Below are 25,745 nucleotides of genomic sequence, written 5' to 3' on the forward strand. Positions count from 1 at the left end.
AATCGGTCATGAGGCGCGCGGAAGGCGCGCGCCGGGGCGAAGCCCCCTGTCGTATCCCACATCCGGGCCGTCGTCGGGAAGCGCGCGCTGGCTGTCCACCGCCGCCTTCAGCCGATCCTTCGCGGCGTCGCGGTTGCCGGTCCGCGCGGCGGCCGGCTTCATGCCGTTCAGGGCGGCCAGGAAGCTCGCCCCGATGGAGCGCGGCGTCCTGGTCGTCGGTGCGGAAGCCGGTGGCTGCGTCGGGGGCTCCAGAGTGACGGCTTCGGACCGCCGGGCCTGCGCGTGGGCCTCGGCCTTCGCCTGCTCGACGATGCGGCTGCGGATCTCCGGCTCCAAGGAGCGGAACACGCGGGCCGCCTCGCCCAACTCGTCCTCGGACCGGGATTCGATGGCGCGGCCGAGCGCGTTCACCAGCAGGCGGAATTCCACCACGCCGGGCACCCGGACGCGTTCGATGGCGCGGCTCAGCACCCCGATGGCTTCCAGGGTCTGCGGGTCAAGGGTGCTGGGAACCATGAAACACAACATGCATTGATCGATGGCGGCCAGTATCGACAGGCAACTCCTCCGGTCAACCCACTCCGTGACCGGTCGTCGCATGCCCGTCATGCCGCGCAGGGTCCCCGGTTTCCGGAGTGGACTGGGGGGTGTCCTGTTCCACCGCGCCGCGCCGTTGCAACCATTCCGCCAGGATCCAGCACAGCGCCGCCCAGGCCGCGCCGACACACCAGCCGGCCAGCACGTCGGTCGGCCAATGCACCGCCAGATAGACGCGGCTCATTCCGACCAGCAGGGTCAGGACCATGGCGCAGACCAGCAGATAGGCCTTCACCCGCCGCCCGGCGACGAACTGCGCCAGCAGCGCGCCCAGCGTCAGATAGACGATGGCCGACAGCATGGCGTGGCCGCTGGGGAAGCTGGCGGTGATCACGTCGTCGCCGTGGGGGACCAGATCGGGCCGCTCCCGCCCGAACAGCGCCTTCAGCCCCGAACTCAGCAGCATGCCTCCGCCGACCGACACCATCACCAGCAACGCGGCGGCCCGCTTGCGCAGGAGCAGCAGGAAGCCCAGCGTCGCCAGCGTGGTCAAGGTGAGGATGGTGGTGCTGCCCATCGAGGTGAGGTCGCGCGCCACCCGCGCCAGCCACCACGGGCCGCCGGGCAGGTCGGGGTCGGCGGCGTTGCGCAACGCCAGCAGCAGAGCCTTGTCGAAGGCCAGGGTCTCGCCCTCCAGCACTTCGCCGGCCAGTTCGACGAAGACGAAGAGCAACCCGGCACTGGCCGAAAGCCCGATGAGAAGGCCGAGTTGGTGGCGGCTGAGCCGCGTCCAGAACCCGTTTTCCAACCGATCCTTCCAACTCACCGGCGCCCTCCTCCGTCGTTCGTCTATCCCGCCGTCAGCAGGCGCTTCGGCGTTCCGGCCCTCCAGGCCAGGATGTCGTCCAGGGCGTCGCGGTAGAAGACCGCGTAGTTCTCCTGGGTGACGTATCCCAGATGGGGCGTCAGCACCGTGTTGGGAAGATCAAGCCAAGGGCTGTTCGCCGGAAGAGGCTCGGTGGCAAAAACGTCGATGCCGGCCCCACCGATCCGGCCATGGCGCAGCGCGTCCACCAGCGCCGCTTCGTCCACCAAGCCGGCGCGCGCCGTGTTGACGAAGAGGGCGGTCGGCTTCATCGCCGCGATCTCCGCCGCGCCGACCACGCCGCGCGTGCGCTCGCCCAGCACGAGATGGACGGACACCACGTCGGCGGTTGCGAACAGCGCCGCCTTCTCCAACCGCGTCACGCCGGCCGCCGCCGCGCGCTCGTCGGTCAGGTTGGGGCTCCAGGCCGCGACCTCCATGCCCAAGGCCTGCCCGACGCGGGCGACCTGCGTGCCGAGCTTGCCCAGCCCGACGAGGCCCAGCCGTTTGCCGGCCAGCCCACCGGTCAGGCCGGTCTGCCAGCGGCCCTCGCGCAGCGCGCGGTCCTCCGCCGGGATGCGCTTGGCGAGCGCCAGGATCAGGCCCCAGGTCAATTCGGCGGCGGGGGTGCCGACCATGCCGGTGCCGCTGACGGGGATGCCGCGCGCGGCGCAGGCGTGCAGGTCGATGGACAGGTTGCGGGCGCCGGTCGTGACCAGCAGCTTGAGGTTCGGCAGCCGTTCGATCAGCGCCGCCGGAAAGGGCGTGCGCTCCCGCATGACGACCAGCACATCGAAGGGGGCCAGGGCCGCCGCCGTCGCGTCGAGGTCGCCCAGCGGCCGGTCGAACACGGTCAGCGCGCTTCCCGCCGGCAGGCTCGACCAGTCGGCCAGACCACGGGCGACGTTCTGGTAGTCGTCGAGAACGGCGACGGACAGGGACATGGCGGAAACCCCTGGGTGTTGAAAAGAAAAAGGCCCCCTCCTGCGTGGGGAGAGGGCCTTGCCGGTCACTTGGTGAAGTAGGGCGCCAAGTTCTTGCGGATGCGGTCGAGGACCGGAACCGCCTCGGCTGGAACCTCGAAGGGGCGGCCGGTGATGGTCTCGCCCGCCTCGATGTAGACGCGGGCGGCCTGGAGCACCACCTCGGCGGGGATCTCCGGCACCTCGTCCTTGTAGGGGTCGCAGCGGGCGGTGACCCAGCTGCGCACGAAGTCCTTGTCGAAGCTTTCCGGACGCTCGCCGGCCTCGAAACGCTCGCGATAGCTGCCGGCGAACCAGTAGCGCGAGCTGTCGGGCGTGTGGATCTCGTCGGCCAGCAGGATGTTGCCGTCCGCGTCGAAACCGAACTCGTATTTGGTGTCGACCAGGATCAGACCGCGCTCCGCTGCCATCGCCTGGCCGCGCGCGAACAGGGCAAGCGCCTTTTCCGACACCTCCTCCCACTGGGCGGGGGTCAGCAGCTTCTGCTCGACGATGGCGGCGGCGGTCAGTTCCTCGTCGTGACCGGCGTCGAAGGCCTTGGTCGTCGGCGTGATGATCGGGGCGGGCAGCCGCTGGTTCTCGCGCAGCCCTTCCGGGAATTGGTGGCCGTACATGTCGCGACGGCCCTTCTTGTACATCGACCAGATCGAGGTGCCGGTGGTGCCGGCCATGTAGTCGCGGACCACGACCTCGACCGGCATGATGGTCAGCCGCTTGGCGACCACGACGTTGGGGTCGGGGTATTCCAGCACGTGGTTGGCGCAGATGTCCTTGGTCGCCTCGAACCAGAACCGCGCGGTCTGGGTCAGCACCTGCCCCTTGAAGGGCAGCGCCGTCAGGATGCGGTCGAAGGCCGACAGCCGGTCGGTGGTGATCAGGATGCGCCGCCCGTCGGGAAGATCGTAGTTCTCCCGCACCTTCCCACGGTAATGATTGGGAAGCTCGGGAATGGCGGCGTCCTTCAGGACGTTGGTCAGGTGCGGGGCGAGCAGGGCGGTGTCAACCATGGGTCCGAAATCCGGCAGAACGAGAAGGGCGGCATGATACCCGAAACCCCGCCGGGCACCATGGCGCTAATTTCCCAAGGAGAGGCGCTTCGCATGCATGACGACGGCGATCGTGACGAGGACTACCGGGTGCCGGACCGGACGATCCGGGTGTGGTTCGCCGATCTGCGGAGCCTGGGCGGACGGCTGGACGCCTTGCGCGCCCTGTTGAGCGACGACGAGCGCGACCGTGCCGGACGATTCGCCATGGAAAAGCTGACCAACCGCTTCATCCTGCGGCGCGGCCTGCTGCGCGCGCTGCTGGGCCGCTGCGCCGGGCGGGCGCCGGAGGATCTGCGCTTCGACTACGGCAGCCACGGGAAGCCGTCCCTGGCCGGCGGACCGAGCTTCAACCTCGCCGACAGCGAGGATTTCGTGGCCATCGGTGTGACGCCGTCCGGCGGCATCGGCGTGGACATCGAACGCCTTCGGATGATCGAGAGCGCCAATGACATCGCCGAACGCTTCTTCCACGCCGGCGAGCACGCCACTTTGGCCGCCCTGCCCCCGGACCGTCGCGACGAAGGGTTCCTGCTGGCCTGGACCCGCAAGGAGGCGTTCATCAAGGCGGCGGGCGTCGGCCTGTCGATGCCGCTCGACCAGTTCGCGGTGACGGTGACGCCGGGCGGGCCGGTGGCGGTGCTGTCCATCGACGCGGCGTTGCGCGCCGAGGTGGGGGCTCCGGAAGAGTGGACGCTGTTCGACCGCCGCATCCTGCCCGGCACCGTCGCCGCCGTGGCCGCGCGCGGGAGCGGCTGGACGGTGGAGACCCGGATGGTGGAGGATTCGCTGTTCGACGCCCCGGCGGTCAGCGCGCGGTCGTGACCGCCCATTCGATGCGGGCCGGCTTCTCACCGAGGTCGAGCGAACCGATGACGATCTCCCCCCGCCCCGACAGGGTCGCGGTCTCGCCCTGCTTGAGCAGGCGGGGTTCGCCGCCGGCCGGCGTCAGCCGGGTGCCGTTGCGGCTGAGATCCTCGACGGAGCCGACGCCATCCCGCATGCGGACCATCACATGGCGCCGCGACGCCGAGGCGTGGTCGAGCGTGATCCCGCATTCCGCCGCGCGGCCGATCACCAGTTCCTCCGTGTCGTCGGGCAAGGTCACGCTGCGCCCCTCGTAGGTCACGGTCAGGCGCGGCGGAAGCGCACGCGGGTTGCGCGCGTCCAGCGTGTCCTGCCGGCGCAGCGCCGAGGGCAGCGTCAGCACGCGCTGCTCGTCCGGGATCGTGGCGATCTTGGCGATCAACCCGTCGGCGAGCGCGCGCGGGATGCCGGCGGCGCGCAGCTTCCGCCCCAGCCCGTCGCGCACGTCCTGGATCGACACGCCGGGTGCGGCCAGTTCGGCCGCCGACTTCACACGGCCGAACTCCTCGGCGACGCGCTGGATGAGGAAACTGATCTTGCGGTGGCCGTAGTCGCTGGTGGCCAGATCCAGCAGGAAGCCCAGCCGCGCCGCCGTGGTGCCCATCCGCCCGGCCAGCCGCAGCGCCGTATCCTCGAACGGCAGATCGACGCCCCCCGTCGCCCAGACGGTCTTGCCGCGCTTGGTCAGCGCCTCCGCCATGGCCGGGCCGCCCATCGGGCCGTCGAAGACGATCAGGCCGTCGACGATGCTCTGGAACGCCTTGGCCTCGCTGCCCGCCCCGGTCTTGGTCAGCGGGTTCAGCCCCTCGATCCCGCCCCGGATGCGGCGCAGCAGCGCCTCGCGCACCTGGCGGAAACCGCCGCCACCGACCGCGTTGGACAGGGCCAGCAGCGCGCCGGTGTTGGGAAGCCGGTCGTCCAGATCGCCGCGCAGGGTCGCCAGCAGCGCCAGCAGCGCCGAGGCCAGATCCGGCGAATAGCCGATCAGTTCGCGGATCGGCTCGCGTCCGTCCACGATTTCCGCCGCGAACTCGTCCACCAGCCGGGTGTTCTCGTCGTCTCCCTCCTGGTGCAGGCGCAGGACGGCGGCAAGCTTGGCGCCCCATTCGCGGTGCGGTTCCAGCAGGGCGGCGACGGCGTGGGTGACGATGCGGTCGCGCTCCTCCAGCGGGCGGTCGACGGCCGCCGCCAGCAACCCGCTGATGCCGCCCTTCGCCAGCGCCCTGTCGTAGGGGGCCAACGTGTCGGCGGCGTGCTGCGCCATCTCCTTCAGCGCCGCGAACATCCGCATCAACTGGTCGTGGCGCTCGTGCGGCTTGATCCCAAGCATCGGCGCCTGGAGGGTCGCCAGCCGGCTGACCGCCGGGTTGAACAGCAGCGCCTCGCGCTCGAAATAGCGCAAGGGGAAGTAGCGGTGGAGCTGTTCGGCCGGAATCGCCCCCTGTTCGTCCCAATAGCCGCGCAGCAGTCGGAGCAGCGTCATCCGGCTCTCGAAGCCGTAGACCTGGAGCGCGTCGCTGCAGAGGTTGGCTTCGAGGATGGGGGAGATCGTCGTCGGCTTGGCGCCGCCGGCCGACGCCTTCTGGAAGATGGTCTCTTCCTTGCCGACGCCGTTGATCCTGACAACGCGGACGACCGGAAACTTCGCGAGGCGCAACAGGTAGCCGGCGCGCTCCTTCGCGGATTTCTCGTCGTCGAAGATGCCGTCGATGCTGGGCTTGCCGCCCTGCTCGACCACCACCTCGAAGCGCAGCTCGCGCCGCTTGGACATCGTCATAACGCCTCCCGCCGGGAACGATCCGGCTACGTCAACGGCCCTGGCTTCCAGCGCTTCTTTCTTGAATCAAATTTATGGCACGAAGGCCGAACATGCGGCAAGTCTTCGTCGAATGTGAGATAGTTGTTCCCGGTAAAGAGAAAAGACAACCGGAGCGTTTGCTCGACCTGTTTCGCCTCGCCTTGCCTAGCCTGTTTATTCCCCTTCATTCCATGGGGGATAACCTGGATTGGCAAGGTTCTGCAACCGCCATAGCTTGATGCGAGCCCTCGCCCGACCCACATGGCCTTCGACCATTTCGACCGGAGCCCCCTCGCCACGATGCCGCTCAACCCTTCCCGGATGATCCGCGCCCCGCGCAGCCCCCAGCGCCGGAGCCTGGAGCGCCACGACATCGCGGCGAACCGCTACCACGACCACCGGCTGGGGGCGGAGATGGTGAACATCGTCGTCGGCGGCTGCGTGGTCAGCGACGACCCCAACGTCATCATCACCACCACGCTGGGCTCCTGCGTGGCCGCCTGCATCTACGACGAGGCCGAGGGCATCGGCGGGATGAACCATTTCCTGCTGCCCGACGCCGGGCTGGACACGCTGTCGCTGTCGTCCCGCTACGGCAGCGCCGCGATGGAGCAGTTGATCAACCGGCTGCTGGCCGTCACCGGGCGGCGCGACCGGCTGCGCGCCAAGATTTTCGGCGGGGCCAACGTCAACCTGAACACCCTGCGCAGTTCCCACATCGGCGAGCGCAACGTCGAGTTCGTGATGGACTATCTGGCCACCGAAGGCATCCCGACGATGAGCTGGGACGTCGGCGGGGTCAGCGCGCGCGCGGTGCGCTTCTTTCCGGCCACCGGACGCAGCCAACGCCGGCTGATCGGCAGCGAGACCCTGCACGACATCACCCGCAGCGAGAACTCGTTCATCGAACGCCTGCGTTCGACCGAGATCGAAGGCGAGGTCGAACTGTTCTAGCGGGACCCGTCGCGGAGAGACCCATGGCCGACACCCAGTTCCGCATCGCCACCTTCAACCTGGAAAACCTGGACGACGACACCGCCGACCCGCCCTTCGACGCCCGCATCGCCACCCTGCGCCCGCAGTTGGAACGGCTGTCCGCCGACATCCTCTGCCTTCAGGAGGTCGACGCCCAGCACCCGGTGAAGAGCGAGCCGCGCATCCTGCGGGCTCTCGGCCGCCTGCTGGAGGGCACGCGCTACGCCGGGTTCCACGTGACGGCGGGCGACGGCGCCAATCCCGCCGACCGCCACAACCCGGTGGTGGTCAGCCGCTGGCCGATCCGGTCGGCGCGCCTGCTGCGCCACGATCTGGTTCCGCCGCCGCGGGTCCGGCTCGCCACCGCCGAGCCGGCGCAGGCCGATCCGGTGGAGGTGTCATGGGACCGTCCGGTCCTGCACGCGGAGATCGTCTTGCCGGGCGGGCGGATCCTGCACGTCTTCGACCTGCATCTGCGGGCGCCGCTGGCCGCCCCGGTGCCGGGGCAGAAATCCGGGCCCTTCACCTGGAAGACGGCGGGCGGCTGGGCGGAGGGCTTCTACCTCGCCTCCATCAAGCGGACCGGCCAAGCGCTGGAGACCCGGCTGGCGGTGGACCGGCTGTTCGCGGCCGATCCGGACGCGCTGGTCGTGGTGGCCGGCGACTGCAACGCGGAAATGGAGCAGACCACGCTGCGGATCCTTCGTGCCGACCCGTCGGCCACCGGCAACGACGCGCTGACCGGTCACGCCCTGATCCCGCTGGAGCAGGTGATCCCGGAGGAACGGCGCTTTTCGGTGCTGCACGCCGGCTCCGCCGTGATGCTGGATCACCTTCTGGTGTCGCGCACCCTGGCGGGCTGGTTCCGCGACGCCGAGATCCACAACGAGGACCTCAGCGACGAGGTCCTGGACACGACGGACACGCCCTCTCCCGAGAGCTACCACGCCCCGATGGTCGCGCGCTTCGCCCTGCCGGAGCGGTGAGCCTCAGGCCCGCATGTAGCTCCAGCCGTCGGCCTGCGCCTCGGCGATGTCCAGCACGGCGGCCGAAACGACGGTCAAGCCCTCCGCCGTCCGGCCGAGCTTCGCCAGCGTGTTGCCGCAGACGCGCAGCAGCGGGTCGGTCTCCGCGTCGGGCCGGTCGAGCGCTGCCGCCACAGCCTCCGCGTTGACGACGATCCGCACCTCCGCGTCCGGCCGCGCCTTGCGCAAATTCAAGGCGTTGCGCCGCGCCCGCTCCAGCGAGGCCGCCGTGGGCGCGTGGATGACCAGCCGCAAGGGAGACGCCGCCATCGCTCAGCCCGCCTTCGCCGCGTCGTGGAAGGAGAAGTCGAACAGGTTGTCCACGTCCACCGGGTCGGTGATCTGGCCCAGCCCCTGTTGAAACGCCTGCATGCGCTTGGTCGATTCCACGATGGCGCGGGGATCGTCCACGAAGGTCGTCGCGTCGGAGGTCAGGGCCGCGCGCATCACCGCCGGCTCGATCAGCCCCTTGCCGATGGCGGCGGTCACGTGCTCGGCCGTCTTGTCGGGGTTCGACTTGGCGAAGGCTGTGGCGCGGATGTGCAGCTTGACCAGCGTCGCGATGGCCGCGCGGTCGCGGGCGATGGCCGCCTCGGTCGCGGCGACGATGGCGCCCGGCTGCTTGGGGAACATGGCGCCGGCCTTGGCGACGATGCGGGCATCGGACAGGCGGCTCTGCACCAGGGTCAGCGTCGGTTCGAGGATCGACGAGCCGTCCACCGCCCCCGACAGCAGCGCCTGCTGCACCTGCTCGTCGCCCATGCCGACGATCTGGATGTCCTCGGCGGCGATCTTCCCAACCTCCGTCACCCAATGGCGCAGCACGAGATCGGGAACCGATCCGGCCGGCAAGGTCGCGATCTTCGCCGGGCGCCCCTGCGCGGCGCGGAACGCCTTGAAGCCCGCCGCCGGGCTGGCGGCCGTTGCGACCGCTTCGGCCAGCGGGCCACGCCCGATCAGCGCGACCTGATCGATCACGTTGGCGGCCACCACTTTCAGGGCGACGCCCTTGGAGCGCGCGATCATCGCCGGGCCGATGCCGACATAGGCGACGTCGAGCGTCCCGGAGGCGAGCGCCTGGATCATCGCCGGTCCCGACTGGAAGCTGGTCGTCGTCAGCTCAAGCCCGGCCTCCTTCGCCCAGCCCTCTCCCGACAGGATGTAGAGCTGGGTCATCGGGATGATCGGGATGTAGCCGACCCGCAAGGTCGACGCCGCACGGCTCCCGCGCGGAAGGGCGACGGTTCCGGCAAGGGCGGCGGCGGACATCAACACGGCGCGGCGGTTCAACAGCATCGGTTCGGCTTCCTTCGGTTTCGAAGGGCACCGTAAAACCGGGGCGGCCGGAAATCAATTCACGATTTTCAAGCCGGCATCCCGGAGAAATTCAACACATCGAAAATGTGTTGAAATGCCGGCCCGTTTCCTCAAGCCGCAACACCCGGCCGGTTGCGCCGGACCAGCCACAGGTTCAGCACCAGACTGCTCATCGCCGCCCCGCCGATCACCAGCGCCATCGGGACCGCCGTGCCGTCGGCCAGCAGACCGACCGCCCAGCCCGACAACGCTCCGCTGGTGAATTGCAGCATGCCGGCGAGCGCCGAGGCGGTGCCGGCCATCTGCGGGAAGGACTGCATGGCGCCGGCCATCGCGTTGGCGTTGGTCAGCCCGGTCAGCGCCATGAACAGGAACAGGCAGCCCACCAGCCCCCACAAGCCTCCCCAGCCCTCCAGCGCGACGAGGATCAGCAGCGCGCCGCTCGCCGCCGACAGGGCGGTGCCGGCCCGCAGGATGCGGTCGGAGCCGAAACGCATCACGATCTTGCTGTTGATCGTGTTCAGGATGATCATGCCGACGATGTTGATGCCGAACAGATAGCCGTAATTCTCCGGCCGCACCCCGAACAACTCGATGTAGACGAAGGGCGAGCCGGAGATGAAGGCGAACATCCCGGCGTAGATGCAGGCCGACCCCAGCCCGTAGCCGAGATAAGCGCGGTTGGTCAGCAGCTTGCGGTAGGACTCGACCAGAACCATCGGTCGCAGGCTGGTGCGGTTGTGCTGCGACAGAGTCTCCGGCAGGGTCAGCAGCGCCAGCATGGCGATGACGCCGAAGGCCACCTGCGCCCAGAAGATCCAGCGCCAGTTCGCCCAGACCAGGATCTGCCCGCCGATCAGCGGCGCGATGATCGGGGCGGCGCCCATCACCAGCATCATCATCGACAGGGCACTGGCCGCGCGGTCGCGCTCGTACACGTCGCGGATCATGGCCCGCACCAGCACCGGCCCGGCGCAGGCCCCCAGCGCCTGGACGAAGCGCCACAGCGCCAGATGCAGGATGTCCCCGGTCATCGAGCAGCCGATGCAGCCCACGGCGAAGAGCAGGATGCCGGTCGCCACCGGCCCGCGCCGCCCGAAACGGTCCCCCAGCGCTCCCCACAGGAGCTGCCCGACGCCGAAGCCCAGAAAGAAGGCCGACAGGGTCCACTGCACCTGGCTCTGGCTGACGCGCAACTCCGTCCCGATGGCCGGCATGCCCGGGAGGTACATGTCGGTCGCCATCGGGCCGATGGACATCAGGATGCCGAGGGCGGCGGTGAAGAAGGGACTTTGCGCGGGCGACAGGGAACGGGCGGCGGCGAGGCGCGCGAGCATGGGGGCGTCCGGGAAATGGGGAAGGTTTAGTGACCGATCCATAAAGCTGAACCTGTTGTCCGCCCGCTCAAACCCCCGTCTCGGCATGGCTGCCCTGCCCTGCCCTGCCCTGCCGGGATGGCGGCGGTCTTCCCGCATGCGCGATGCGAATCACCTATGCGTCAGCACGGCGTTCCTGGCTAAGTTTTCCCGACGACCGCCGATCCAGCCGAAGGCCGCGCCATGACGCAATTTTCCCGCCGTTCGGTTCTGATCCTGGGAGCCATGGGCCTCGTTGCGGGCGCGCTTCCGGCGCGGGCCGACGCCCTGGTTCCCGGCCTCGTCTACGCCGTCGGGCAGAAGTTCGACAAGAGCTTCAACGAGGGCGCCTTCACCGGGGCGGAGCGGTTCAAGGCCGCCACCGGCATCCCTTATGTCGAGTACATGCCGTCCAACCCGGCCCAGTTCGAGCAGGCGGTCGGTGCGCTGCTGCGGCGCGGCGTCACCGACGTGGCGACCATCGGCTTCTACTACGCCTCGGCGATCGGGGCGGTGGCGCGACGCTATCCCGCTGTCCGCTTCACCCTGGTCGATGCCTTGGCCGAGGGGCCGAACATCCGCTGCGTCACCTTCAAGGAGCAGGAGGGCGCCTTTTTGGTCGGGGTGCTGGCGGCGTTGGCGTCGAAAACCAAGACCGTCGGCTTCGTCGGCGCGCTCGACATTCCGCTGATCCGCAAATTCTCCGCCGGCTTCGAGCAAGGCGCGCGGCACGCGCGCGGCGACGTGAAGCTGCTGGTCAACTTCGTCGGCACCACGCCGGCCGCCTTCAACGACCCGTCGACCGGGGCGGAAGTCGCGCGCTCCCAGTTCCAGCGCGGAGCCGACGTGGTGTTCGCCGGGGCCGGCGTGTCCAACTTCGGCATCTTCGCGGCGGCGCGGGACGACGGGAAGCTCGCCATCGGCGTCGACAGCAACCAGAACTACCTCTACCCCGGCACCATCCTGACCTCCATGCTGAAGCGGGTCGATCTGGCGGTGGAGGCCAGCTTCCAGGCCGCCCACCAAGGGAATTGGTCCGCCGGCACCCGCGTGCTGGGGCTGGCCGAGGGCGCGGTCGATTACGCCGTGGACGAGAACAACCGCGAGCTTCTGTCCCCCGCCATGCTGGAACGGGTCGAGGAGGCCCGCCGCGCCATCGTTGCCGGACGCATCCCGGTGGCTGACGGAAGCTGATTCAGCCAGTCTTCCGCTAAGTCTTTCATCCCAAAACGAAAACGCCCAGTTCCGCCGATTGTTGCCGGGACACTGCTTTTCCGCTTGATATGCTCTGATGGAGCAAATAGTCTTTTGCTCGAAACGAGCATTTTGGAGCGCACGATGCCCGACGCCGCCGGTCCCATCCCGCCGTCCAGCCGCACGCCCGGGGACCTCGCCTACACCCCCGCCGTCGCGGAGGCGACCGCCCCGATCTACGAGCGCATGAAGCGCGTCGTCCCCGCCATCGAATGGCCGTTCCACGCCCCGCTGATCCACGCCATCAACGAGTTGAAGCGTGAGCGGAACGCGGTCGTCCTCGCCCACAATTACCAGACGCCGGAGATCTTTCACGGGGTGGCCGACATTGTCGGCGACAGCTTGGCCCTTGCCGCCCGCGCGACGGAGACCGACGCCGACGTGATCGTGCTGGCCGGGGTGCATTTCATGGCGGAGACGGCCAAGCTGCTGAACCCGGCCAAGACGGTGCTGATCCCCAGCCGCAACGCCGGCTGCTCGCTGGCCGACTCGATCACCGCCGCCGACGTGCGGCTGCTGCGCCAGACCTACCCCGGCGTGCCGGTCGTCGCCTACGTCAACACCTCGGCCGAGGTGAAGGCGGAGGTGGACATCTGCTGCACCTCGGGCAACGCGGTGGAGGTGGTGGAATCGCTGGGCGTGCCCCGTGTGCTGTTCCTGCCCGACGAGTATCTGGCCAAATACGTCGCCACCCAGACCGAGGTGGAGATCATCGCCTGGAAGGGCCATTGCGAGGTCCACGAGCGCTTCACCGGCGCCGAGATCGACGATTTCCGCAAGCGCTTCGACCGGCTGACCGTGATCGCCCATCCGGAATGCCCGCCCGACGTGCTGGAGGCCGCCGATTTCGTCGGCTCCACCGCCCGGATGATCGACTTCGTGGCTGGAGAGAAGCCGCCGCGCGTGCTGATGGTCACCGAATGCTCGATGAGCGACAACGTGGCCGCCGCCTCGCCCGACACGGAGTTCGTGCGACCCTGCAACCTGTGCCCGCATATGAAGACGGTGACGCTGGCGAGCATCCTGGAGTCGTTGCGGACGCTGGAACCGCGCGTCGAGATCGCCCCCGAACTGGCCGACCGCGCGCGGCGCTCGGTGGAGCGGATGCTGGCGGTGAAGCCGAAGTGATGGCTTTGCCCCCACCCTAACCCTCCCCCGCTTGCGCGGGAGAGGGGACTGCCGCCGCATTTTTGCAAAGCTCCTACCCCCTCTCCCGCGCAAGCGGGGGAGGGATGGGGAGGGGGCAAGCCCGACGAGGACCCCAATGACCACCCCCACCCCCTACGAGGTCCGCGACGCCGAGGTGATCGTCATCGGCTCCGGTCTGGCCGGCATGACCGCCGCCCTGGCTTTGGCGCCGCGCGCCGTCACGTTGCTGACCAAGACCACCGATCTGCCCGGCGGGTCGAGCCTGCACGCGCAGGGTGGCATCGCCGCCGCCATCGGCCCCGGCGACCGGCCGGAGGACCACGCCGCCGACACCGTGTCGGCCGGGGCCGGGTTGGTCGACGCGGCGATGGCGGCGCTGCTGACCCGCGACGGCGCCGCCCAGGTGCGGGCGATGCTCGCCGACGGACTCCCCTTCGACCGTTCGCCGGACGGCGCCCCCCTGCTGGGCCGCGAAGCCGCGCACGGCGCCGCGCGCATCGTCCACGCCGGGGGCGACGCCACCGGCCGGACACTGGTGACGGCGCTGGCCGAACGCCTGCGCGCCACGTCTTCCATTCGGGTCGAGACCGGCGCCTTCGCCGTCGATCTGGCGATGCGCAACAACCGCGTCTGCGGCCTGCTGGCCTTCCACCCCGAGGGCTGGGTCCTGCACCGGGCGCCGCGCGTGATCCTGGCGACCGGCGGCATCGGCGGCGCCTTCGCGCGCACCACCAACCCGGCCGAGGCGACCGGCGACGGGCTGGCGCTGGCGGCGCGGGCCGGCGCCCGGCTGGCCGATCTGGAGTTCGTGCAGTTCCACCCGACCGCGCTCGATGTCGCGGCCGACCCGGTGCCGCTGCTGACCGAGGCGTTGCGCGGAGCCGGAGCCGTGCTGCTCGACCGCGCCGGGCGGCGCTTCATGCCCGGCGAGCACCCCTTGGCCGAGTTGGCGCCGCGCGACGTGGTCGCCCGCGCCATCGGCCGACGCATCGCGGCGGGGGAGCCCGTGTTCCTCGACCTGCGCCCGGCGCTGGCGGCCAAGCCGGACGGCTTCCCGACCGTGCTGGCGCTGTGCGCCGACCACGGGCTGGATCCGTTCGCGGCGCCGATGCCGGTGGCGCCGGCCGCGCATTACCACATGGGCGGGGTCGTCACCGACGCCGATGGGCGCACCAGCCTGGAGGGGTTGTGGGCCTGTGGCGAGGTCGCCTGCACCGGCGTCCACGGCGCCAACCGGCTGGCCAGCAACTCGCTGCTGGAGGCGCTGGTCTTCGGTGCCCGCGTCGCGCGGGACGTGGCGAGCCGCGTCCTGCCTCCGCTGCCGCCCTTTGCCCTCCCCGCCCCCCCCGCCGTCGCGGCGGGGGTCGGCGGCGCGCTGCTCGACGCCATCGCGGCGGAGGGGCGGAACGTGCTCTACGACGGCGCCGGGCTGGTCCGCGACGGGCTGGGGCTGCGCGCGGCGCGGCGGAAGCTCGACCGGCTGGCGGCGGCGCTCGACAGCCTGCGCGACGCCGATGCCGGATCCGACACCGCCCTCGATCCCGTCTCGGTCCGCCGTTGGGGCGAGGCGCGCAACCGGCTGCTGGTCGGCCGGCTGGTGGTTCACGCCGCCTTGGCGCGCGAGGAGAGCCGGGGCGCCCATTGCCGCGCCGACCACCCCCTGCCCGACCCGGCAAGCGGGCGCACCGCCGAAAACCGCATCCTGACCCTCACCGATCTGGCCGGCGCCGCCGGCCCCCTGCCCGGAGACGCCGCATGCTGCATCCCCTGACCGTCGAGCCCATCGTCCGCGCCGCCCTGGCCGAGGATCTGGGCCGGGCCGGCGACATCACCACCGACAGCATCATCCCCGCCGACGCCACCGCGACCGCCCGCATCGCCGCCCGCAAGGACGGCCGGGTCGCCGGGCTGGAGGCGGCGTTGATGGCCTTCCGTCTGCTCGATCCCGCCGTGTCCGTCTCGGTCGAGCGGGAGGACGGCGCCGACGTTCCCCCCGGCGGCACCATCGCCACCGTGACCGGCAAGGCCCGCGCCCTGCTGACCGCCGAGCGCACCGCGCTGAACCTCATGGGCCGACTCTCCGGCATCGCCACGGCCACCCGTGGGCTGGTCCGCGAGGTCGAGGGCACGAACGCCCGCATCGTCTGCACCCGCAAGACCACGCCTGGCCTGCGCGTTCTGGAGAAGCATGCGGTGAGACTCGGCGGCGGCTTCAACCACCGCTTCGGCCTGGACGACGCGGTGCTGATCAAGGACAACCACATCGCCGTGGCCGGCGGAGTCCGCGCGGCGGTGGAGCGCGTGCGCGCCAGCATCGGCCACATGGTGAAGGTGGAGGTGGAGGTCGACACGCTCGACCAGCTCGACGAGTTGCTGGGGCTGCCGGTGGACGTCGTGCTGCTCGACAACATGGACCCGGAGACGCTGCGCCGGGCGGTGCGGATGATCGACGGCCGGCTGCTGGCCGAGGCGTCGGGGAACGTCACGCTGGCGACCGTCCGAGCCATCGCCGAGACCGGGGTCGACATGATCTCCTGCGGTTGGCTGACCCACAGCGCGCCGAATCTGGACATCGGGCTGGATGTTTAGGCGTTGCTTCGCGGCCCCCTCCCCATCCCTCCCCCGCTTCGCGGGAGAGGGGGCAGGAGCTTTGCGGAAGAGCAGCGGCAGTCCCCTCTCCCGCGCTAGCGGGGGAGGGTTAGGGAGGGGGCAAGCCGCACCCCGCGCTTACGGAAACTCCCGCACCGTGTGCAGGTGGTTCAGCGGGCCATGCCCATGCCCGAGCCCCGGCGCGGTGAGGATCGCGGTCTCAACATAAGACCGCGCCCGCGCGACCGCGTCATGCGTGTTCAACCCCTGCGCCAGACCGGCGGCGATGGCCGAGGACAGCGTGCAGCCGGTGCCGTGGGTGTGCGGGGTGTGGACCCGGCTGCCCTCGAACACCGTCTCGCCGTCCTCGGTCAACAGCAGGTCGTAGAGCCGGTCGCTCTCCAGATGCCCACCCTTCAGCAGCACCGCTTTCGGGCCGAAGCTCAGCAGCAGCGCCGCAGCCTGCCGCATGTCGTTCAGGTCGCGGATCGGCACGTCGGTCAGCGCCTCGGCCTCCGGCAGGTTGGGCGTCACGATCCAGGCCAGCGGCAGCAGGCGCTTGCGCAGGGTCAGCACCGCGTCGGGCTCCAGCAGGAAATGCCCGCTCTTGGCGATCATCACCGGATCGACGACCAGCGGCACGTTGCCGCCCTGGGCCTCGTATTCCCCCGCCACCGCGTCGATGACGGCGGCGTTAGCGAGCATGCCGATCTTCACCGCGTCGGCGCCGATGTCCTCCAGCACCACCTTCATCTGGAGCGCGACGAAGGCCGGGTCGATCGCCAGCACGCCGTGGACGCCCAGCGTGTTCTGCGCGGTCAGCGCGGCGATGGCCGTGGCGGCGTAGGCGCCGAGCGCGCTCACCGCCTTGATGTCGGCCTGGATGCCGGCGCCGCCACCCGAATCCGAGCCGGCGACGATCAGGACGCGGCCTTTCATCGCGTCGCCTCCAGCGCGGTCCGGCGGATGGCCTCGGCGATGTCGCCGACGACCTGGTTGACCAGCCCCTCGTCGTCGCCTTCGGCCATCACGCGGATCAGCGGCTCGGTGCCCGACTTGCGGATCAGCAAGCGCCCGCTGCCCGACAACCGGCCCTCGCCGTCGCGGATCGCCTCCTGCACCACGGCGTCCTCCAGCGGCTTGGAACCGGCGGAAAAGCGCACGTTGGTCAGCTTCTGCGGGACCGGGGCGAAGACCCGGCAGACCTCGCTGGCCGATTTGCCGTTGGTCTGGATCAGCACCGCCAGCACCTGAAGCGCCGCGATCAGTCCGTCGCCGGTGGTCGAGTAGTCCGACAGCACGACGTGGCCCGACTGTTCGCCCCCGACGTTGTAGCCGCGCTCGCGCATCAGCTCCACGACGTAGCGGTCACCGACCGGGGTGCGCGCCAGATGCAGGCCGATCCCGTCGAGGTGGCGCTCCATGCCCAAATTGGACATGACGGTCGCCACCACGCCGCCGCCGCGCAGGGTCTGCGCGCCGGCCCAGGAGCAGGCGATCAACGTCATCAGCTGGTCGCCGTCGATCGGGCGCCCGGCCTCGTCCACCATGATCAGACGGTCGGCGTCGCCGTCCAGCGCGATGCCGAGATGGGCGCCATGGGCGACGACCTGCTCCTGCAAGGTCTGGGTGGCGGTGGCGCCGCAGCCCTTGTTGATGTTGGTGCCGTCCGGCGAGACGCCGACCGGGATCACGTCCGCCCCCAGTTCGTACAGCACCTTGGGCGCCACCTTGTAGGCGGCGCCGTTGGCGCAATCGATGACGATCTTCAACCCGTCCAGCCGCAACCCGCGCGGGAAGGTGTTCTTGACGTATTCGATGTAGCGGCCGGTCGCGTCCTCCATACGGCTGGCGCGGCCGAGATCGGCCGATCCGGCGAGGTCGGGGGCGAAGGGCTGGCCCATCCGCGCCTCGATGGTGGCCTCCACGTCGTCGGACAGCTTGTAGCCGTCCGGACCGAACAGCTTGATGCCGTTGTCCTGGTAGGGGTTGTGCGAGGCCGAGATGACGACGCCCATGTCGGCGCGCAAAGACCGCGTCAGCATGGCGACCGCCGGGGTCGGCAGCGGCCCGACCAGCACCACGTCCATCCCCATCGAGATGAAGCCGGCGGTCAGCGCCGGTTCCAGCAGATAGCCCGACAGGCGCGTGTCCTTGCCGATCACCACGCGGTGGCGGTGGGAGCCGCGCCGGAACTGGAGCGCCGTCGCCATCGCCACGCGCAACGCCGTCTCGGCGGTCATCGGGTCGATGTTGGCGGTCCCGCGGATGCCGTCGGTGCCGAACAGGTGTCGCGTCATGAGAACCTCGGTGATGGAACGTTGCTCGACGGCCCCGCGAAAGGCCAACAGGAAAACCTAAAGTGTTCCTTTTCACTCCTTAGCCCGTGCGCGGTCAAGACCCGCGTCCAGGCCCGGACGAAAGGGTTACAGGGGGTGCAGAGCCTCCCACAGGGCGCGGGCCTGCGCAGTCTCGGCGACGTCGTGGACGCGCAGGATCTGCGCGCCCTGGTTCAGCGTCTCCAGCCCGGCGGCGAGCGAGCCGGCAAGCCGCTCCTTGGGCGGTTCCCCACGCGACAGGCGGCCGATGAAGGCCTTGCGCGACAGCCCGATCAACACGGCGCAGCCCAGCGCGTGGTACAGCGCGGTGTGGCGCAGGATGGCGAGGTTGTGCTCGACCGTCTTGCCGAAACCGATGCCGGGATCGACCGCGATGCGCTCCAGCGGCACCCCGGCGGCGGCGCAAAGCGCCACCCGCTCCTCCAGCCAGTCGAACACGTCGAGCGCGGCGTCGGCGTAATGGGGATCGCGCTGCATGGTGCCGGGTTCCCCCAACATGTGCATCAGCACGACCGGCGTCCCGGATTTGGCGACCACCGGCAGGGCCAGCGGGTCGCTCAAGCCCGCGATGTCGTTGACGATGCGCGCTCCGGCGCCGATGGAGGACGCCATGACGCGGGCATGGCGCGTGTCCACCGACACCACGGCGCCCTTGGCCGCGAAATGGCGGATGACGGGAAGGACGCGCGCCTCCTCCTCCTCCGGGGCGACCGGGGCGGAGCCGGGGCGGGTGGACTCGCCGCCGATGTCGAGGATGTCGGCCCCGGCCGCCAGCAGAGCCTCGCCATGGGCGATGGCGGCGCCGGGGTCGAGGAAGTCGCCGCCGTCGGAAAAGCTGTCGGGCGTGACGTTGACGATGCCCATGATGGCGGGCCGTCCCGGATCCACCCCGCCGAAGGGCGCGCGGGCGCGGGTCAGCGCGCCGAGCCGCCGGTCGAGCGTCTCGGCGACGGCGCGGGAGCGCTCCCAACCCCAGGCGAGAATCTCCGACAACGGCGCGAAGGCGCGCTCGATGCGTTCGCCTTGCCGGCTCCCCTGCCGGACGATCAACTCCGCCGTGGCGAAGGAGAAGCGCCCGCCGGCCAGCGGAACGGCCGCTCCCTTGGCCCAGGCGGCGACCGGCATCAGCCCGACCGGCCGCAGATAGACCCGTACACCCTCCTCCGCCGCCCAGGGGCAGAAGGACGCCAGGGAGCCGGCGGCGGATTTCTGGGCGGGAGTCTTTGGGGCGGGCGGCATGATCGAACCCTGGATGGAAAGCGTCAGGCCCCGTTCGTGGCACGGCAGGGCGCTTGGTGCAAGGCCGTCGGGGGGGGCAGTGCGGGGTCAGAGCGCCGGGACGCTGGCCGGGGGCGCAGCGTCCTCCGCGTGCGTGGAGGCGGCATCCGGCCGGCGGCGGGAGGCGGCGACTTCCGTCAGGGTGCGAAACAGGGCGGCGGACACGATGGGCTTGCTCAGATAGGCGTTCATCCCGGCCGCCAGATACTCCGTCTCGTTGCCGGGCATGGCGTTGCCGGTCAGCGCGACGATGGGGATGCCGCAGGCGGGCTCCGGCATGGCGCGGATGTGGCGGGTCGCGGTGATGCCGTCCATCACCGGCATCTGCACGTCCATCAGCACGATGTCGAAGCTCTCCTCCTCCAGCGCCCGGACGGCCTGCAGGCCGTCCGGCACGGCGATGGGCCGATGGCCGGCCCGGCGCAGCATCGCCACCACGATGTCCCGGTTGATCTCGTTGTCCTCGGCGATCAGCACCCGCAGCCCGTTCACGGAGGGCGCGAGGATGCCGGGCGGGGACGGCGCCATCGACGGCACCTCCTCCGGCGCCGCCGCCGGGTGGCACAGCACGGTGAACCAGAAGGTGCTGCCCTTGCCCTCGATGCTGACGGCACCGATCCGCCCGTTCATCAGCGTGACCAGTTCGCGGCTGATCGCCAACCCCAGCCCGGTGCCGCCGAACTTGCGGGTTATGGAGCCGTCGGCCTGGGTAAAGCGGCGGAACAGGGTGGGCAGCACATCGCCCGGAATGCCGATGCCGGTGTCGACCACCTCGAAGCGCAGCAGGAAGCCGCCATCGGGTTTCGGCGCCTCGTCCAGCCCTGCGCGCAGGGTGACGGCGCCGCGGTGGGTGAACTTCAGCGCGTTGCCGATCAGGTTCACGAGAACCTGACGGATGCGCCGCACGTCGGCCCGCGCGCGCGCCGGCACCCCCGGCGCCACGTCGAGCGAGAAGCCCAGACCGCGCCCCGACGCCGAGGGCTGGAGCAGGGCGACGGTATGCTCCAGCATGGCGCGCAGGTCGAAATCGACCGGTTCGACCTCCACCTTGCCGGCCTCCAGCTTGGACAGGTCGAGGATGTCGTCGAGGATCGTCAGCAGGGCGTTGCCGGACCGCCGGGCGACCTCCAGCAAGCGGCGCTGCTCCTGGTCCAGGTTGGGTCCGTCCACCAGCGTCAGCGCTCCCAGCACGCCGTTCATGGGCGTGCGGATCTCGTGGCTCATGGTCGCCAGGAACTCGCCCTTCATGCGGTTGGCGTGGTCGGCGGCCTCCTTGGCACGTCGCAGGCTGGCCTCGATCTCGCGCTGGGCGGTGATGTCGCGCATCGCGCCGGTGAAATACTGCCGCTCGCCCTCGCGCCAGCCGGCCAGCGTGACCTCGACCGGGAATTCGCTGCCGTCCTTGCGCAAGCCCCGCATCTCGCGCACTCCGGATTTCGGCGGTTCGAGCTTGCCGGTCCGGTAGGCCTCCATGCGGCTGTCGTGGATGTCGGCCAGTTCGGCCGGCATCAGCCGCCGCAGCGTCCCGCCGACGACCTCGGCCGCGCCGAAGCCGAACAGCCGCTCCGCCGCCGGGTTGAAGGCGCCGACGACGCCGTGTTCGTCGATGGTGATGATCGGCTGGGCCACCGCCCCGAACATGGCGCGGTAGCGCGCCTCGCTGGCTTGCAGGCGCTGGGCGGACAGCTCACGCTCGGTGATGTCGGTGGCCGATCCGCGATAGCCGGTGAAGACGCCGTCCCCGTCGAACACCGCGCGGCCGCTGACGCTGACGTAGCGCAGGCCGTTGTCAGTCATCACCTGATAGCGGAAGTTCCGGAAGGGCTCACGACGGTCCAACTGGCGTTGATGCTCCGCCCATTTGGCTTCGTCGCCCGGCTCCCGGAACGCGACCTCGTCACGCCGCATGCCGAGCGGCACGGAGCCCCGGTCGGTCTGCGGCACCAGCGGCCCGATCAGACGCGAGAAGCGCAGATCCGCGTCCGTCTCCCAGAACCAGTCCGATGCCGTCTCCGCCTGATCGCGGAACCGCTGCTCGCTGTCCATCAGGCTGCGGCCGGCGGCGGCGAGTCGGGCGGACTGCCGTGTCGCCAGCAGCGCCAGGCCGAACAGCCCCAGCATGCTGGCCGCCGCGCTCATCATGTACAGCCGTTGATTGTGTTTGGTCTCGACCAGGAAGGCGCGTTCCCCATAGGCGGCGGTGACCAGCAGCGGATAATCCTCCAGCACGCGGAAGGATTGAAGGCGGACGACGCCGTCGATGGCGCTGGTGGTGCGCAGAAAGCCTTCGTTCTGCCGCCGCGACATGACCAGCGTCGCCGACGCGCTGAGGTCGCGGCCGATGATCTTGTCGGTCAGCCCGGAGCGCGCCCGCAGGATCCCGTCCTTGCCGGCGATCGACACCATGCCTTCGGTATCGCCGTCTAGAATATCCAGGGTCCGGCTGAGGTAGAAGGGATCCAGCAGGGCCATCATGACACCGGCGAAGCTTCCATCGGCGCGCGTCAGCCGCCGGGTCAGCGGGATCGCCCACTTGCCCGACATCCGCCCTTCCACCGGCTTGCCGATGAACAGACCGACGTTGGGGTGCTCCATGTGGATGCGGACATGCTCGCGGTCCGCCAGATTCACGATGCGAAAGGGCTCCTCCACCGTGGTGTGCGCCAGATCGCCGTTCTCGTTGACGATGGCGATCTGCATCAGGAGGTTGGAGCGATGGACCGCGCGGCGGAAAAGCCACTCCACATCCTCGCCCAGCATCGGGCCGTGGTCATGGAACTCGTCGGACAGGAACAGCATGATCTGGTCGGCTTCGGCGATGGCGCGCGTGGTGTGTTCGGCGACGACGCGCGCCAGATTGCCGGTGTCCCGCTCGGCCCGCTCCATCGCCTCCTCGCCGTCGTGATGGGCGAGCATCAGGGCGGCCATCCACAGCGCGGCGGTCATGACCAGCGTCGCCATCCAGACGGCGATGGAGAAGTTGCGGTGCTGGCGGCGGGGGATCATCGCGAGCGCTCCGCCGGGGCGAAGGTGGCGACCGCGCGTGTCAGGCCGGCGATGTTCAGCGGACGCGGAAGGAACAGATCGGCCGGCACGGCACCGACATGCGGCTCGCCCGCCGGCTCGCCGCACAGCACGCACGACAACTCGGGGCGCAGCGCCTTCAGCCGGACGATCAGCGCCGGGCCGGTCATCCCGCCGGCCGAGGGGCCGGCGACCACGACGTCGAAGGACTCCGGCTCGTCCATCACGATCTCCAGCGCCTCGCCGCCGCTTTCGCAGACCGCGACCTCGCAGCCCAGCCGCTCCAGGCTGATCGCCAGCCAATCGCCCATCGCCGGGTCGTCGTCGACGACCAGCACATGGCAACGCAGGGCGGCGGGGGGCGCCTCGGGCTTGGGTTCCGGCGGAACCCTGGGGGCCGGATCGGCGGCCAGCGGCACGAAAAGGCGGACCAGCGTGCCCTCGGCGGGGTGCGTCCAGACGACCAGTCCGCCGTCGTGCCAGCGCGCGACGGAGGTGAGCGCGGGCGGCGGCTCCGCGTCGGCCTGGCGAGCCTTGTTGCGGGTGGCGAGCAACGGGTCCAGGGTGGCGCGCAGCGCGGGGATCGGGCGCGGGGCCACGCCGATGCGCAGTTCGAACATCACGTGCGGGCGCCGCCGGGGCAGCAGCGGGGCATGGACCTGCCAACCGGCCGGAGCGACGGCGGGATTGACCGTCCCGTCCCACAGCATGGCCCGCAGCCCCAGCGCGGCGTCCCCCGTTCCCCGGAGTTCCGCACCGAGGAGCGCCAGACCGTGCGCCAGCACCGCCGCGTTGCCCGGAACGGCGGGCAGATCGGGAGCTTCGCGCAGCGACAGGGCGGCGTCCGGCGGCAGCGCGGCGCGCAACTCCGCCGCCGCGCTGCCCAGGACATGGTCGGCGGTGGTCGGCCTCATGTCCACCGGGGCGGCGCGGGATCCCGACAAAGCCCGGCGCAGCAGCGATTTGTTGTGGTCGATGGCGCGCAGGATGCGTGCGGCGTAATCGGCCTGGGGGCTTCCGTCCGGCAGGTCCGTCACCAGGAAGTCGGCGTAGCCGGCGATGGCCCCCAGCGTGTTGTTGACGTCGTGGACGATGGCGCCGGCCAGTTCGGCCATCGCGTCCATGTTTTCAAGCTGCATGGTCCGCAGCCGTTCCCGCAGCGGGTCGCGGCCGACGATCACCGCGCCGCCGCCCGGCAGGGAAAGCCGTTCGAGAACCAGGGCGGCCGGCCAGATTGTTTCGTCGTCCCACCGGATTTCCGGCGCGGCGGCGGCGCCGAGAGCGGCGACGGCGGCCGGGTTCGCGGCCAGCACCCAGCCGTCCGAATCGAGCAGGACCGCCGCATCCTCCAACGCGTGGAGCAGGACGCGCAGGTCGTCGAGGCTGGGAGCGTTCTCCGGCACCGTCTCGCCGCTGTCCAGCGACGCGTCGTCCAGAGAGTCGTCGAGCGACGCGTCGGCGCGCCATGCCGCCAGCGCTTGCGCGCGCCGCTGGTCGCGCTCGCGGCGGCGTAGCGCGCCATGGGCGGTCGCGGCGGCCAGCAGCCCGGCGGCGGCCAGCCCGATCGAAACGGCGACGATCCAGGACAGGGTCTCGCGCCCCACGGCCGCCGGCGCCAACCACAGCGTTCCGGCCCCGACGCCGAGCGCCAGAACCACCGGCGCCACGACGTTCCAGCCCCACAGGCGGACCGGCTTGTCTTCGAGAAGGTCGGGCGGCGGAGTTTGGATCATCGATCACTCGTGGAAGAGGGACAGCGGAAAACATCATCCGCGCCCGGTTCGCGCATCCTAGCGCGCCATGGAGCCGCCCCTTGCCTCAGGATCGACCCGTATGGTTCGTGCCCGTAACTTTTTTTCCCGTCAGGACGAGGCCGGGCTCAGGCCATGGCTCAGGGCGTGGGTCAGCAGGCCGGCCTCCTGCGCGCGGCGGACGGCGTCGGTCCGGTTGCGGGCGCCCAGCTTGCGCAGGATCCGGCGGGTGTGCAGCTTCACCGTCACCTCCTGGAGGCTGAGCTGCCGCCCGATCTCCTTGTTGGTGGAGCCGGTCGCCAGCATCCGCAGCACCTGCCCTTCCCGTTCCGTCAGCGGGGCCGACAGGGTGCCGTCGCCGTCGATGGCGCCATCCGGCGCGTCTTCCGCCTCGTCCGGATCGACCGGCACGTCGCCCAGCGCCAGCAGTTCCAGCACCACCTCGCGGGGCACGCAACTTCCCCCCTCGGCGACCAACCGCAGCGCCTGCGCCAGCGTCCGGCGCGGCGTGGTCTTGGGCAGGAAGGCCTGGGCGCCGCAGCGCAGGACCTCCAGCGCGGTTTCGGGATCCTCGTCGCCGGTGACGACGGCCACCGGCCCCTCGACACCCGCCCGCCGCACATGGGTCAGCGAATTGCCGCCGTCGAGGCCTGGCATCCGCCAGTCGAGCACGATCAGGTCGAAGCGTTCGGGCGTCAGCGTGTCCAGCGACCCGACGCAGACCACTTCCGCGTCGGGCCAAGCCTGACGCACGGACAGCTCGAGCGCGTCCCGGAACAGGGGGTGGTCGTCGGCCACCAGAATCTTCATCCACCGCCTCCGCCCACGGTCTCCGGCCCACCGTCTCCGTCGTGCCGGCATCCGACTTTCGGACCGGTTCGGATGATAGCATTAGACAGGGATACTCACCCTGAAACATTAAATTTCTACGACCACGGCGTTCCGGCCGGCGGGCTTCGTCCCGCATAGGGATAGCTCTCCCCTTATCCGATTTCCCGGCGGACCTATCCCTCGCCACTCCCGCACGCGGTACCACCACCCGCTATACTTACCCCATGGAACGAGGCGTTTCCGGCGGGTCCGGTGACGATGGAAGCATGCAGGTTCCCGGGACGGGGGCACTGCCCAACGTGAAAGACGCGGAGACCGGCGCCATGGAAATGACCCTGTACGAAGTGAGGCCCAAGGCCAAGGCGGGGCACATCCTTCTGGTCGACGACGATCCCGATTTCCGCAACATGGTCGCCACCGCCTTCACCCGCGCCGGCTTCAGCGTGCGGGAGGCGACGAACGGGAAGGCCGCCCTCGCCGCGCTTGGGGAACAACCGGTCGATCTGATCGTGACCGACATCATCATGCCGGAAGCCGATGGTTACGAAGTGATCGTGCGCCTGCAGGCGATGCCGTCGCGCCCGCCGCTGATCGCCATGTCCGGCGGCAGCATCCGGCTGCGCATGGAGCTGCCGAACATGGCCCGCCTGCTGGGGGCCGACGCCGCGTTCGAGAAGCCGCTGAACCTCGCGGCGCTGATCAAGGAAGCCGGGCGCCTGATCGACGAGCACCAGAAAAACAAGCTCGCGTCATGATGGCGTG

The 25,745-nt window shown here is 70.2% G+C and carries 23 protein-coding genes; 9 read left to right on the plus strand and 14 right to left on the minus strand.

Annotated elements, in window-relative coordinates; all coding sequences use genetic code 11:
- Positions 1 to 6: 6 nt before the first annotated feature.
- The 4 genes from EJ913_RS15830 to EJ913_RS15845 form a co-directional block, all read right to left on the minus strand.
- Positions 7 to 516 carry a hypothetical protein gene (locus tag EJ913_RS15830; protein ID WP_185909795.1) on the minus strand — a complete coding sequence of 170 codons (510 nt, stop codon included), beginning with the start codon at positions 514 to 516 and terminating at the stop codon, positions 7 to 9.
- Positions 517 to 571: 55 nt separating this feature from the next.
- Positions 572 to 1,363 carry a phosphatase PAP2 family protein gene (locus EJ913_RS15835; protein WP_126999550.1) on the minus strand — a complete coding sequence of 264 codons (792 nt, stop codon included), beginning with the start codon at positions 1,361 to 1,363 and terminating at the stop codon, positions 572 to 574.
- Between the two features lie 23 nt (positions 1,364 to 1,386).
- Positions 1,387 to 2,346, minus strand: coding sequence for a D-2-hydroxyacid dehydrogenase family protein (locus EJ913_RS15840; RefSeq protein ID WP_211098967.1), 960 nt, complete (start codon positions 2,344 to 2,346; stop codon positions 1,387 to 1,389).
- A 65-nt stretch (positions 2,347 to 2,411) separates the two neighbouring features.
- A complete protein-coding gene (locus EJ913_RS15845; protein ID WP_126999552.1) occupies positions 2,412 to 3,392 on the minus strand; it encodes a phosphoribosylaminoimidazolesuccinocarboxamide synthase in 981 nt (326 codons plus the stop codon).
- 93 nt (positions 3,393 to 3,485) lie between these two features.
- Here EJ913_RS15845 and EJ913_RS15850 point away from each other — a divergent pair, with 93 nt between their 5' ends.
- Positions 3,486 to 4,256 carry a 4'-phosphopantetheinyl transferase family protein gene (locus tag EJ913_RS15850; RefSeq protein ID WP_126999554.1) on the plus strand — a complete coding sequence of 257 codons (771 nt, stop codon included), beginning with the start codon at positions 3,486 to 3,488 and terminating at the stop codon, positions 4,254 to 4,256.
- On the opposite strand, the gene EJ913_RS15855 is transcribed toward EJ913_RS15850, so the two are convergent.
- A complete protein-coding gene (locus tag EJ913_RS15855) occupies positions 4,240 to 6,075 on the minus strand; it encodes an FHA domain-containing protein (RefSeq protein WP_126999556.1) in 1,836 nt (611 codons plus the stop codon). The two genes, EJ913_RS15850 and EJ913_RS15855, sit on opposite strands and share 17 nt — an antisense overlap.
- A gap of 92 nt (positions 6,076 to 6,167) precedes the next feature.
- On the opposite strand from EJ913_RS15855, the gene EJ913_RS31655 reads away from it, so the two are divergent.
- From EJ913_RS31655 to EJ913_RS15865, 3 genes are all read left to right on the plus strand, one after another.
- Complete coding sequence (locus EJ913_RS31655; RefSeq protein ID WP_185909796.1) at positions 6,168 to 6,335, plus strand: hypothetical protein; 168 nt, start codon at positions 6,168 to 6,170, stop codon at positions 6,333 to 6,335.
- Between the two features lie 61 nt (positions 6,336 to 6,396).
- On the plus strand, positions 6,397 to 7,050 hold the full coding sequence (locus tag EJ913_RS15860) for a chemotaxis protein (protein WP_244939374.1): 654 nt from the start codon (positions 6,397 to 6,399) through the stop codon (positions 7,048 to 7,050).
- Positions 7,051 to 7,073: 23 nt separating this feature from the next.
- Positions 7,074 to 8,057 carry an endonuclease/exonuclease/phosphatase family protein gene (locus EJ913_RS15865; protein ID WP_126999558.1) on the plus strand — a complete coding sequence of 328 codons (984 nt, stop codon included), beginning with the start codon at positions 7,074 to 7,076 and terminating at the stop codon, positions 8,055 to 8,057.
- A gap of 3 nt (positions 8,058 to 8,060) precedes the next feature.
- Here the strand turns inward: EJ913_RS15865 and EJ913_RS15870 are convergent, their stop codons facing one another.
- The 3 genes from EJ913_RS15870 to EJ913_RS15880 form a co-directional block, all read right to left on the minus strand.
- Entirely contained in the window at positions 8,061 to 8,366 is a 306-nt protein-coding gene (locus EJ913_RS15870) for a hypothetical protein (protein ID WP_126999560.1), read from the minus strand.
- A gap of 3 nt (positions 8,367 to 8,369) precedes the next feature.
- Positions 8,370 to 9,392, minus strand: coding sequence for an ABC transporter substrate-binding protein (locus EJ913_RS15875; protein WP_126999562.1), 1,023 nt, complete (start codon positions 9,390 to 9,392; stop codon positions 8,370 to 8,372).
- Positions 9,393 to 9,523: 131 nt separating this feature from the next.
- On the minus strand, positions 9,524 to 10,750 hold the full coding sequence (locus tag EJ913_RS15880) for a Bcr/CflA family multidrug efflux MFS transporter (RefSeq protein WP_126999564.1): 1,227 nt from the start codon (positions 10,748 to 10,750) through the stop codon (positions 9,524 to 9,526).
- 222 nt (positions 10,751 to 10,972) lie between these two features.
- On the opposite strand from EJ913_RS15880, the gene EJ913_RS15885 reads away from it, so the two are divergent.
- The 4 genes from EJ913_RS15885 to nadC all read left to right on the plus strand — a co-directional run bounded on the left by EJ913_RS15885 (position 10,973) and on the right by nadC (position 15,760).
- Complete coding sequence (locus EJ913_RS15885) at positions 10,973 to 11,962, plus strand: BMP family lipoprotein (RefSeq protein ID WP_126999566.1); 990 nt, start codon at positions 10,973 to 10,975, stop codon at positions 11,960 to 11,962.
- A 144-nt stretch (positions 11,963 to 12,106) separates the two neighbouring features.
- Positions 12,107 to 13,150, plus strand: coding sequence for a quinolinate synthase NadA (gene nadA, locus EJ913_RS15890; RefSeq protein ID WP_126999568.1), 1,044 nt, complete (start codon positions 12,107 to 12,109; stop codon positions 13,148 to 13,150).
- A gap of 136 nt (positions 13,151 to 13,286) precedes the next feature.
- The gene (locus EJ913_RS15895) at positions 13,287 to 14,942 is read left to right on the plus strand and encodes an L-aspartate oxidase (protein WP_126999570.1); all 1,656 of its coding nucleotides are present in this window, start codon (positions 13,287 to 13,289) and stop codon (positions 14,940 to 14,942) included.
- On the plus strand, positions 14,927 to 15,760 hold the full coding sequence (nadC, locus tag EJ913_RS15900) for a carboxylating nicotinate-nucleotide diphosphorylase (protein WP_126999572.1): 834 nt from the start codon (positions 14,927 to 14,929) through the stop codon (positions 15,758 to 15,760). The genes EJ913_RS15895 and nadC overlap by 16 nt, the downstream gene beginning before the upstream one ends.
- A 138-nt stretch (positions 15,761 to 15,898) precedes the next feature.
- Here the strand turns inward: nadC and thiD are convergent, their stop codons facing one another.
- From thiD to EJ913_RS15930, 6 genes are all read right to left on the minus strand, one after another.
- Positions 15,899 to 16,699: a bifunctional hydroxymethylpyrimidine kinase/phosphomethylpyrimidine kinase gene (gene thiD, locus EJ913_RS15905; RefSeq protein WP_126999574.1), complete on the minus strand. Its 801-nt coding sequence runs from the start codon at positions 16,697 to 16,699 to the stop codon at positions 15,899 to 15,901.
- Positions 16,696 to 18,060 (minus strand): phosphoglucosamine mutase, encoded by a 1,365-nt coding sequence (glmM, locus tag EJ913_RS15910; protein WP_126999576.1) that lies wholly within the window; start codon positions 18,058 to 18,060, stop codon positions 16,696 to 16,698. The genes thiD and glmM overlap by 4 nt, the downstream gene beginning before the upstream one ends.
- Positions 18,061 to 18,186: 126 nt before the next feature.
- Positions 18,187 to 19,338 carry a dihydropteroate synthase gene (gene folP, locus EJ913_RS15915; protein WP_126999578.1) on the minus strand — a complete coding sequence of 384 codons (1,152 nt, stop codon included), beginning with the start codon at positions 19,336 to 19,338 and terminating at the stop codon, positions 18,187 to 18,189.
- An 87-nt stretch (positions 19,339 to 19,425) separates the two neighbouring features.
- The gene (locus EJ913_RS15920) at positions 19,426 to 22,383 is read right to left on the minus strand and encodes a PAS domain S-box protein (RefSeq protein ID WP_126999580.1); all 2,958 of its coding nucleotides are present in this window, start codon (positions 22,381 to 22,383) and stop codon (positions 19,426 to 19,428) included.
- A complete protein-coding gene (locus tag EJ913_RS15925) occupies positions 22,380 to 24,134 on the minus strand; it encodes a response regulator (protein ID WP_126999582.1) in 1,755 nt (584 codons plus the stop codon). Before EJ913_RS15925 ends, EJ913_RS15920 begins: the two co-directional genes overlap by 4 nt.
- Positions 24,135 to 24,263: 129 nt before the next feature.
- Complete coding sequence (locus EJ913_RS15930) at positions 24,264 to 24,962, minus strand: LuxR C-terminal-related transcriptional regulator (RefSeq protein WP_126999584.1); 699 nt, start codon at positions 24,960 to 24,962, stop codon at positions 24,264 to 24,266.
- A gap of 344 nt (positions 24,963 to 25,306) precedes the next feature.
- Between EJ913_RS15930 and EJ913_RS15935 the strand changes: the two genes are divergently transcribed.
- A complete protein-coding gene (locus tag EJ913_RS15935; RefSeq protein WP_126999586.1) occupies positions 25,307 to 25,738 on the plus strand; it encodes a response regulator in 432 nt (143 codons plus the stop codon).
- Positions 25,739 to 25,745: the final 7 nt, after the last annotated feature.

This window comes from Azospirillum doebereinerae, from assembly GCF_003989665.1.
In the GTDB taxonomy this organism is placed as follows: Bacteria; Pseudomonadota; Alphaproteobacteria; order Azospirillales; family Azospirillaceae; genus Azospirillum; species Azospirillum doebereinerae.

Excerpts from the sequence above, each read along its gene's own strand:
- EJ913_RS15865 (WP_126999558.1), top strand. The coding sequence starts at position 7,074 with ATGGCCGACACCCAGTTCCGCATCGCCACCTTCAACCTGGAAAACCTG.
- glmM (WP_126999576.1), bottom strand. The coding sequence starts at position 18,060 with ATGACGCGACACCTGTTCGGCACCGACGGCATCCGCGGGACCGCCAAC.
- EJ913_RS15925 (WP_126999582.1), bottom strand. The coding sequence starts at position 24,134 with ATGATCCAAACTCCGCCGCCCGACCTTCTCGAAGACAAGCCGGTCCGC.
- EJ913_RS15935 (WP_126999586.1), top strand. The coding sequence starts at position 25,307 with ATGGAAATGACCCTGTACGAAGTGAGGCCCAAGGCCAAGGCGGGGCAC.
- EJ913_RS15845 (WP_126999552.1), bottom strand. The coding sequence starts at position 3,392 with ATGGTTGACACCGCCCTGCTCGCCCCGCACCTGACCAACGTCCTGAAG.
- EJ913_RS15850 (WP_126999554.1), top strand. The coding sequence starts at position 3,486 with ATGCATGACGACGGCGATCGTGACGAGGACTACCGGGTGCCGGACCGG.
- EJ913_RS15830 (WP_185909795.1), bottom strand. The coding sequence starts at position 516 with ATGGTTCCCAGCACCCTTGACCCGCAGACCCTGGAAGCCATCGGGGTG.
- EJ913_RS31655 (WP_185909796.1), top strand. The coding sequence starts at position 6,168 with ATGCGGCAAGTCTTCGTCGAATGTGAGATAGTTGTTCCCGGTAAAGAG.
- EJ913_RS15880 (WP_126999564.1), bottom strand. The coding sequence starts at position 10,750 with ATGCTCGCGCGCCTCGCCGCCGCCCGTTCCCTGTCGCCCGCGCAAAGT.
- EJ913_RS15895 (WP_126999570.1), top strand. The coding sequence starts at position 13,287 with ATGACCACCCCCACCCCCTACGAGGTCCGCGACGCCGAGGTGATCGTC.
- EJ913_RS15855 (WP_126999556.1), bottom strand. The coding sequence starts at position 6,075 with ATGACGATGTCCAAGCGGCGCGAGCTGCGCTTCGAGGTGGTGGTCGAG.
- nadA (WP_126999568.1), top strand. The coding sequence starts at position 12,107 with ATGCCCGACGCCGCCGGTCCCATCCCGCCGTCCAGCCGCACGCCCGGG.
- EJ913_RS15885 (WP_126999566.1), top strand. The coding sequence starts at position 10,973 with ATGACGCAATTTTCCCGCCGTTCGGTTCTGATCCTGGGAGCCATGGGC.
- EJ913_RS15930 (WP_126999584.1), bottom strand. The coding sequence starts at position 24,962 with ATGAAGATTCTGGTGGCCGACGACCACCCCCTGTTCCGGGACGCGCTC.
- EJ913_RS15840 (WP_211098967.1), bottom strand. The coding sequence starts at position 2,346 with ATGTCCCTGTCCGTCGCCGTTCTCGACGACTACCAGAACGTCGCCCGT.
- EJ913_RS15875 (WP_126999562.1), bottom strand. The coding sequence starts at position 9,392 with ATGCTGTTGAACCGCCGCGCCGTGTTGATGTCCGCCGCCGCCCTTGCC.
- nadC (WP_126999572.1), top strand. The coding sequence starts at position 14,927 with ATGCTGCATCCCCTGACCGTCGAGCCCATCGTCCGCGCCGCCCTGGCC.
- EJ913_RS15920 (WP_126999580.1), bottom strand. The coding sequence starts at position 22,383 with ATGATCCCCCGCCGCCAGCACCGCAACTTCTCCATCGCCGTCTGGATG.
- thiD (WP_126999574.1), bottom strand. The coding sequence starts at position 16,699 with ATGAAAGGCCGCGTCCTGATCGTCGCCGGCTCGGATTCGGGTGGCGGC.
- EJ913_RS15860 (WP_244939374.1), top strand. The coding sequence starts at position 6,397 with ATGCCGCTCAACCCTTCCCGGATGATCCGCGCCCCGCGCAGCCCCCAG.
- folP (WP_126999578.1), bottom strand. The coding sequence starts at position 19,338 with ATGCCGCCCGCCCCAAAGACTCCCGCCCAGAAATCCGCCGCCGGCTCC.
- EJ913_RS15870 (WP_126999560.1), bottom strand. The coding sequence starts at position 8,366 with ATGGCGGCGTCTCCCTTGCGGCTGGTCATCCACGCGCCCACGGCGGCC.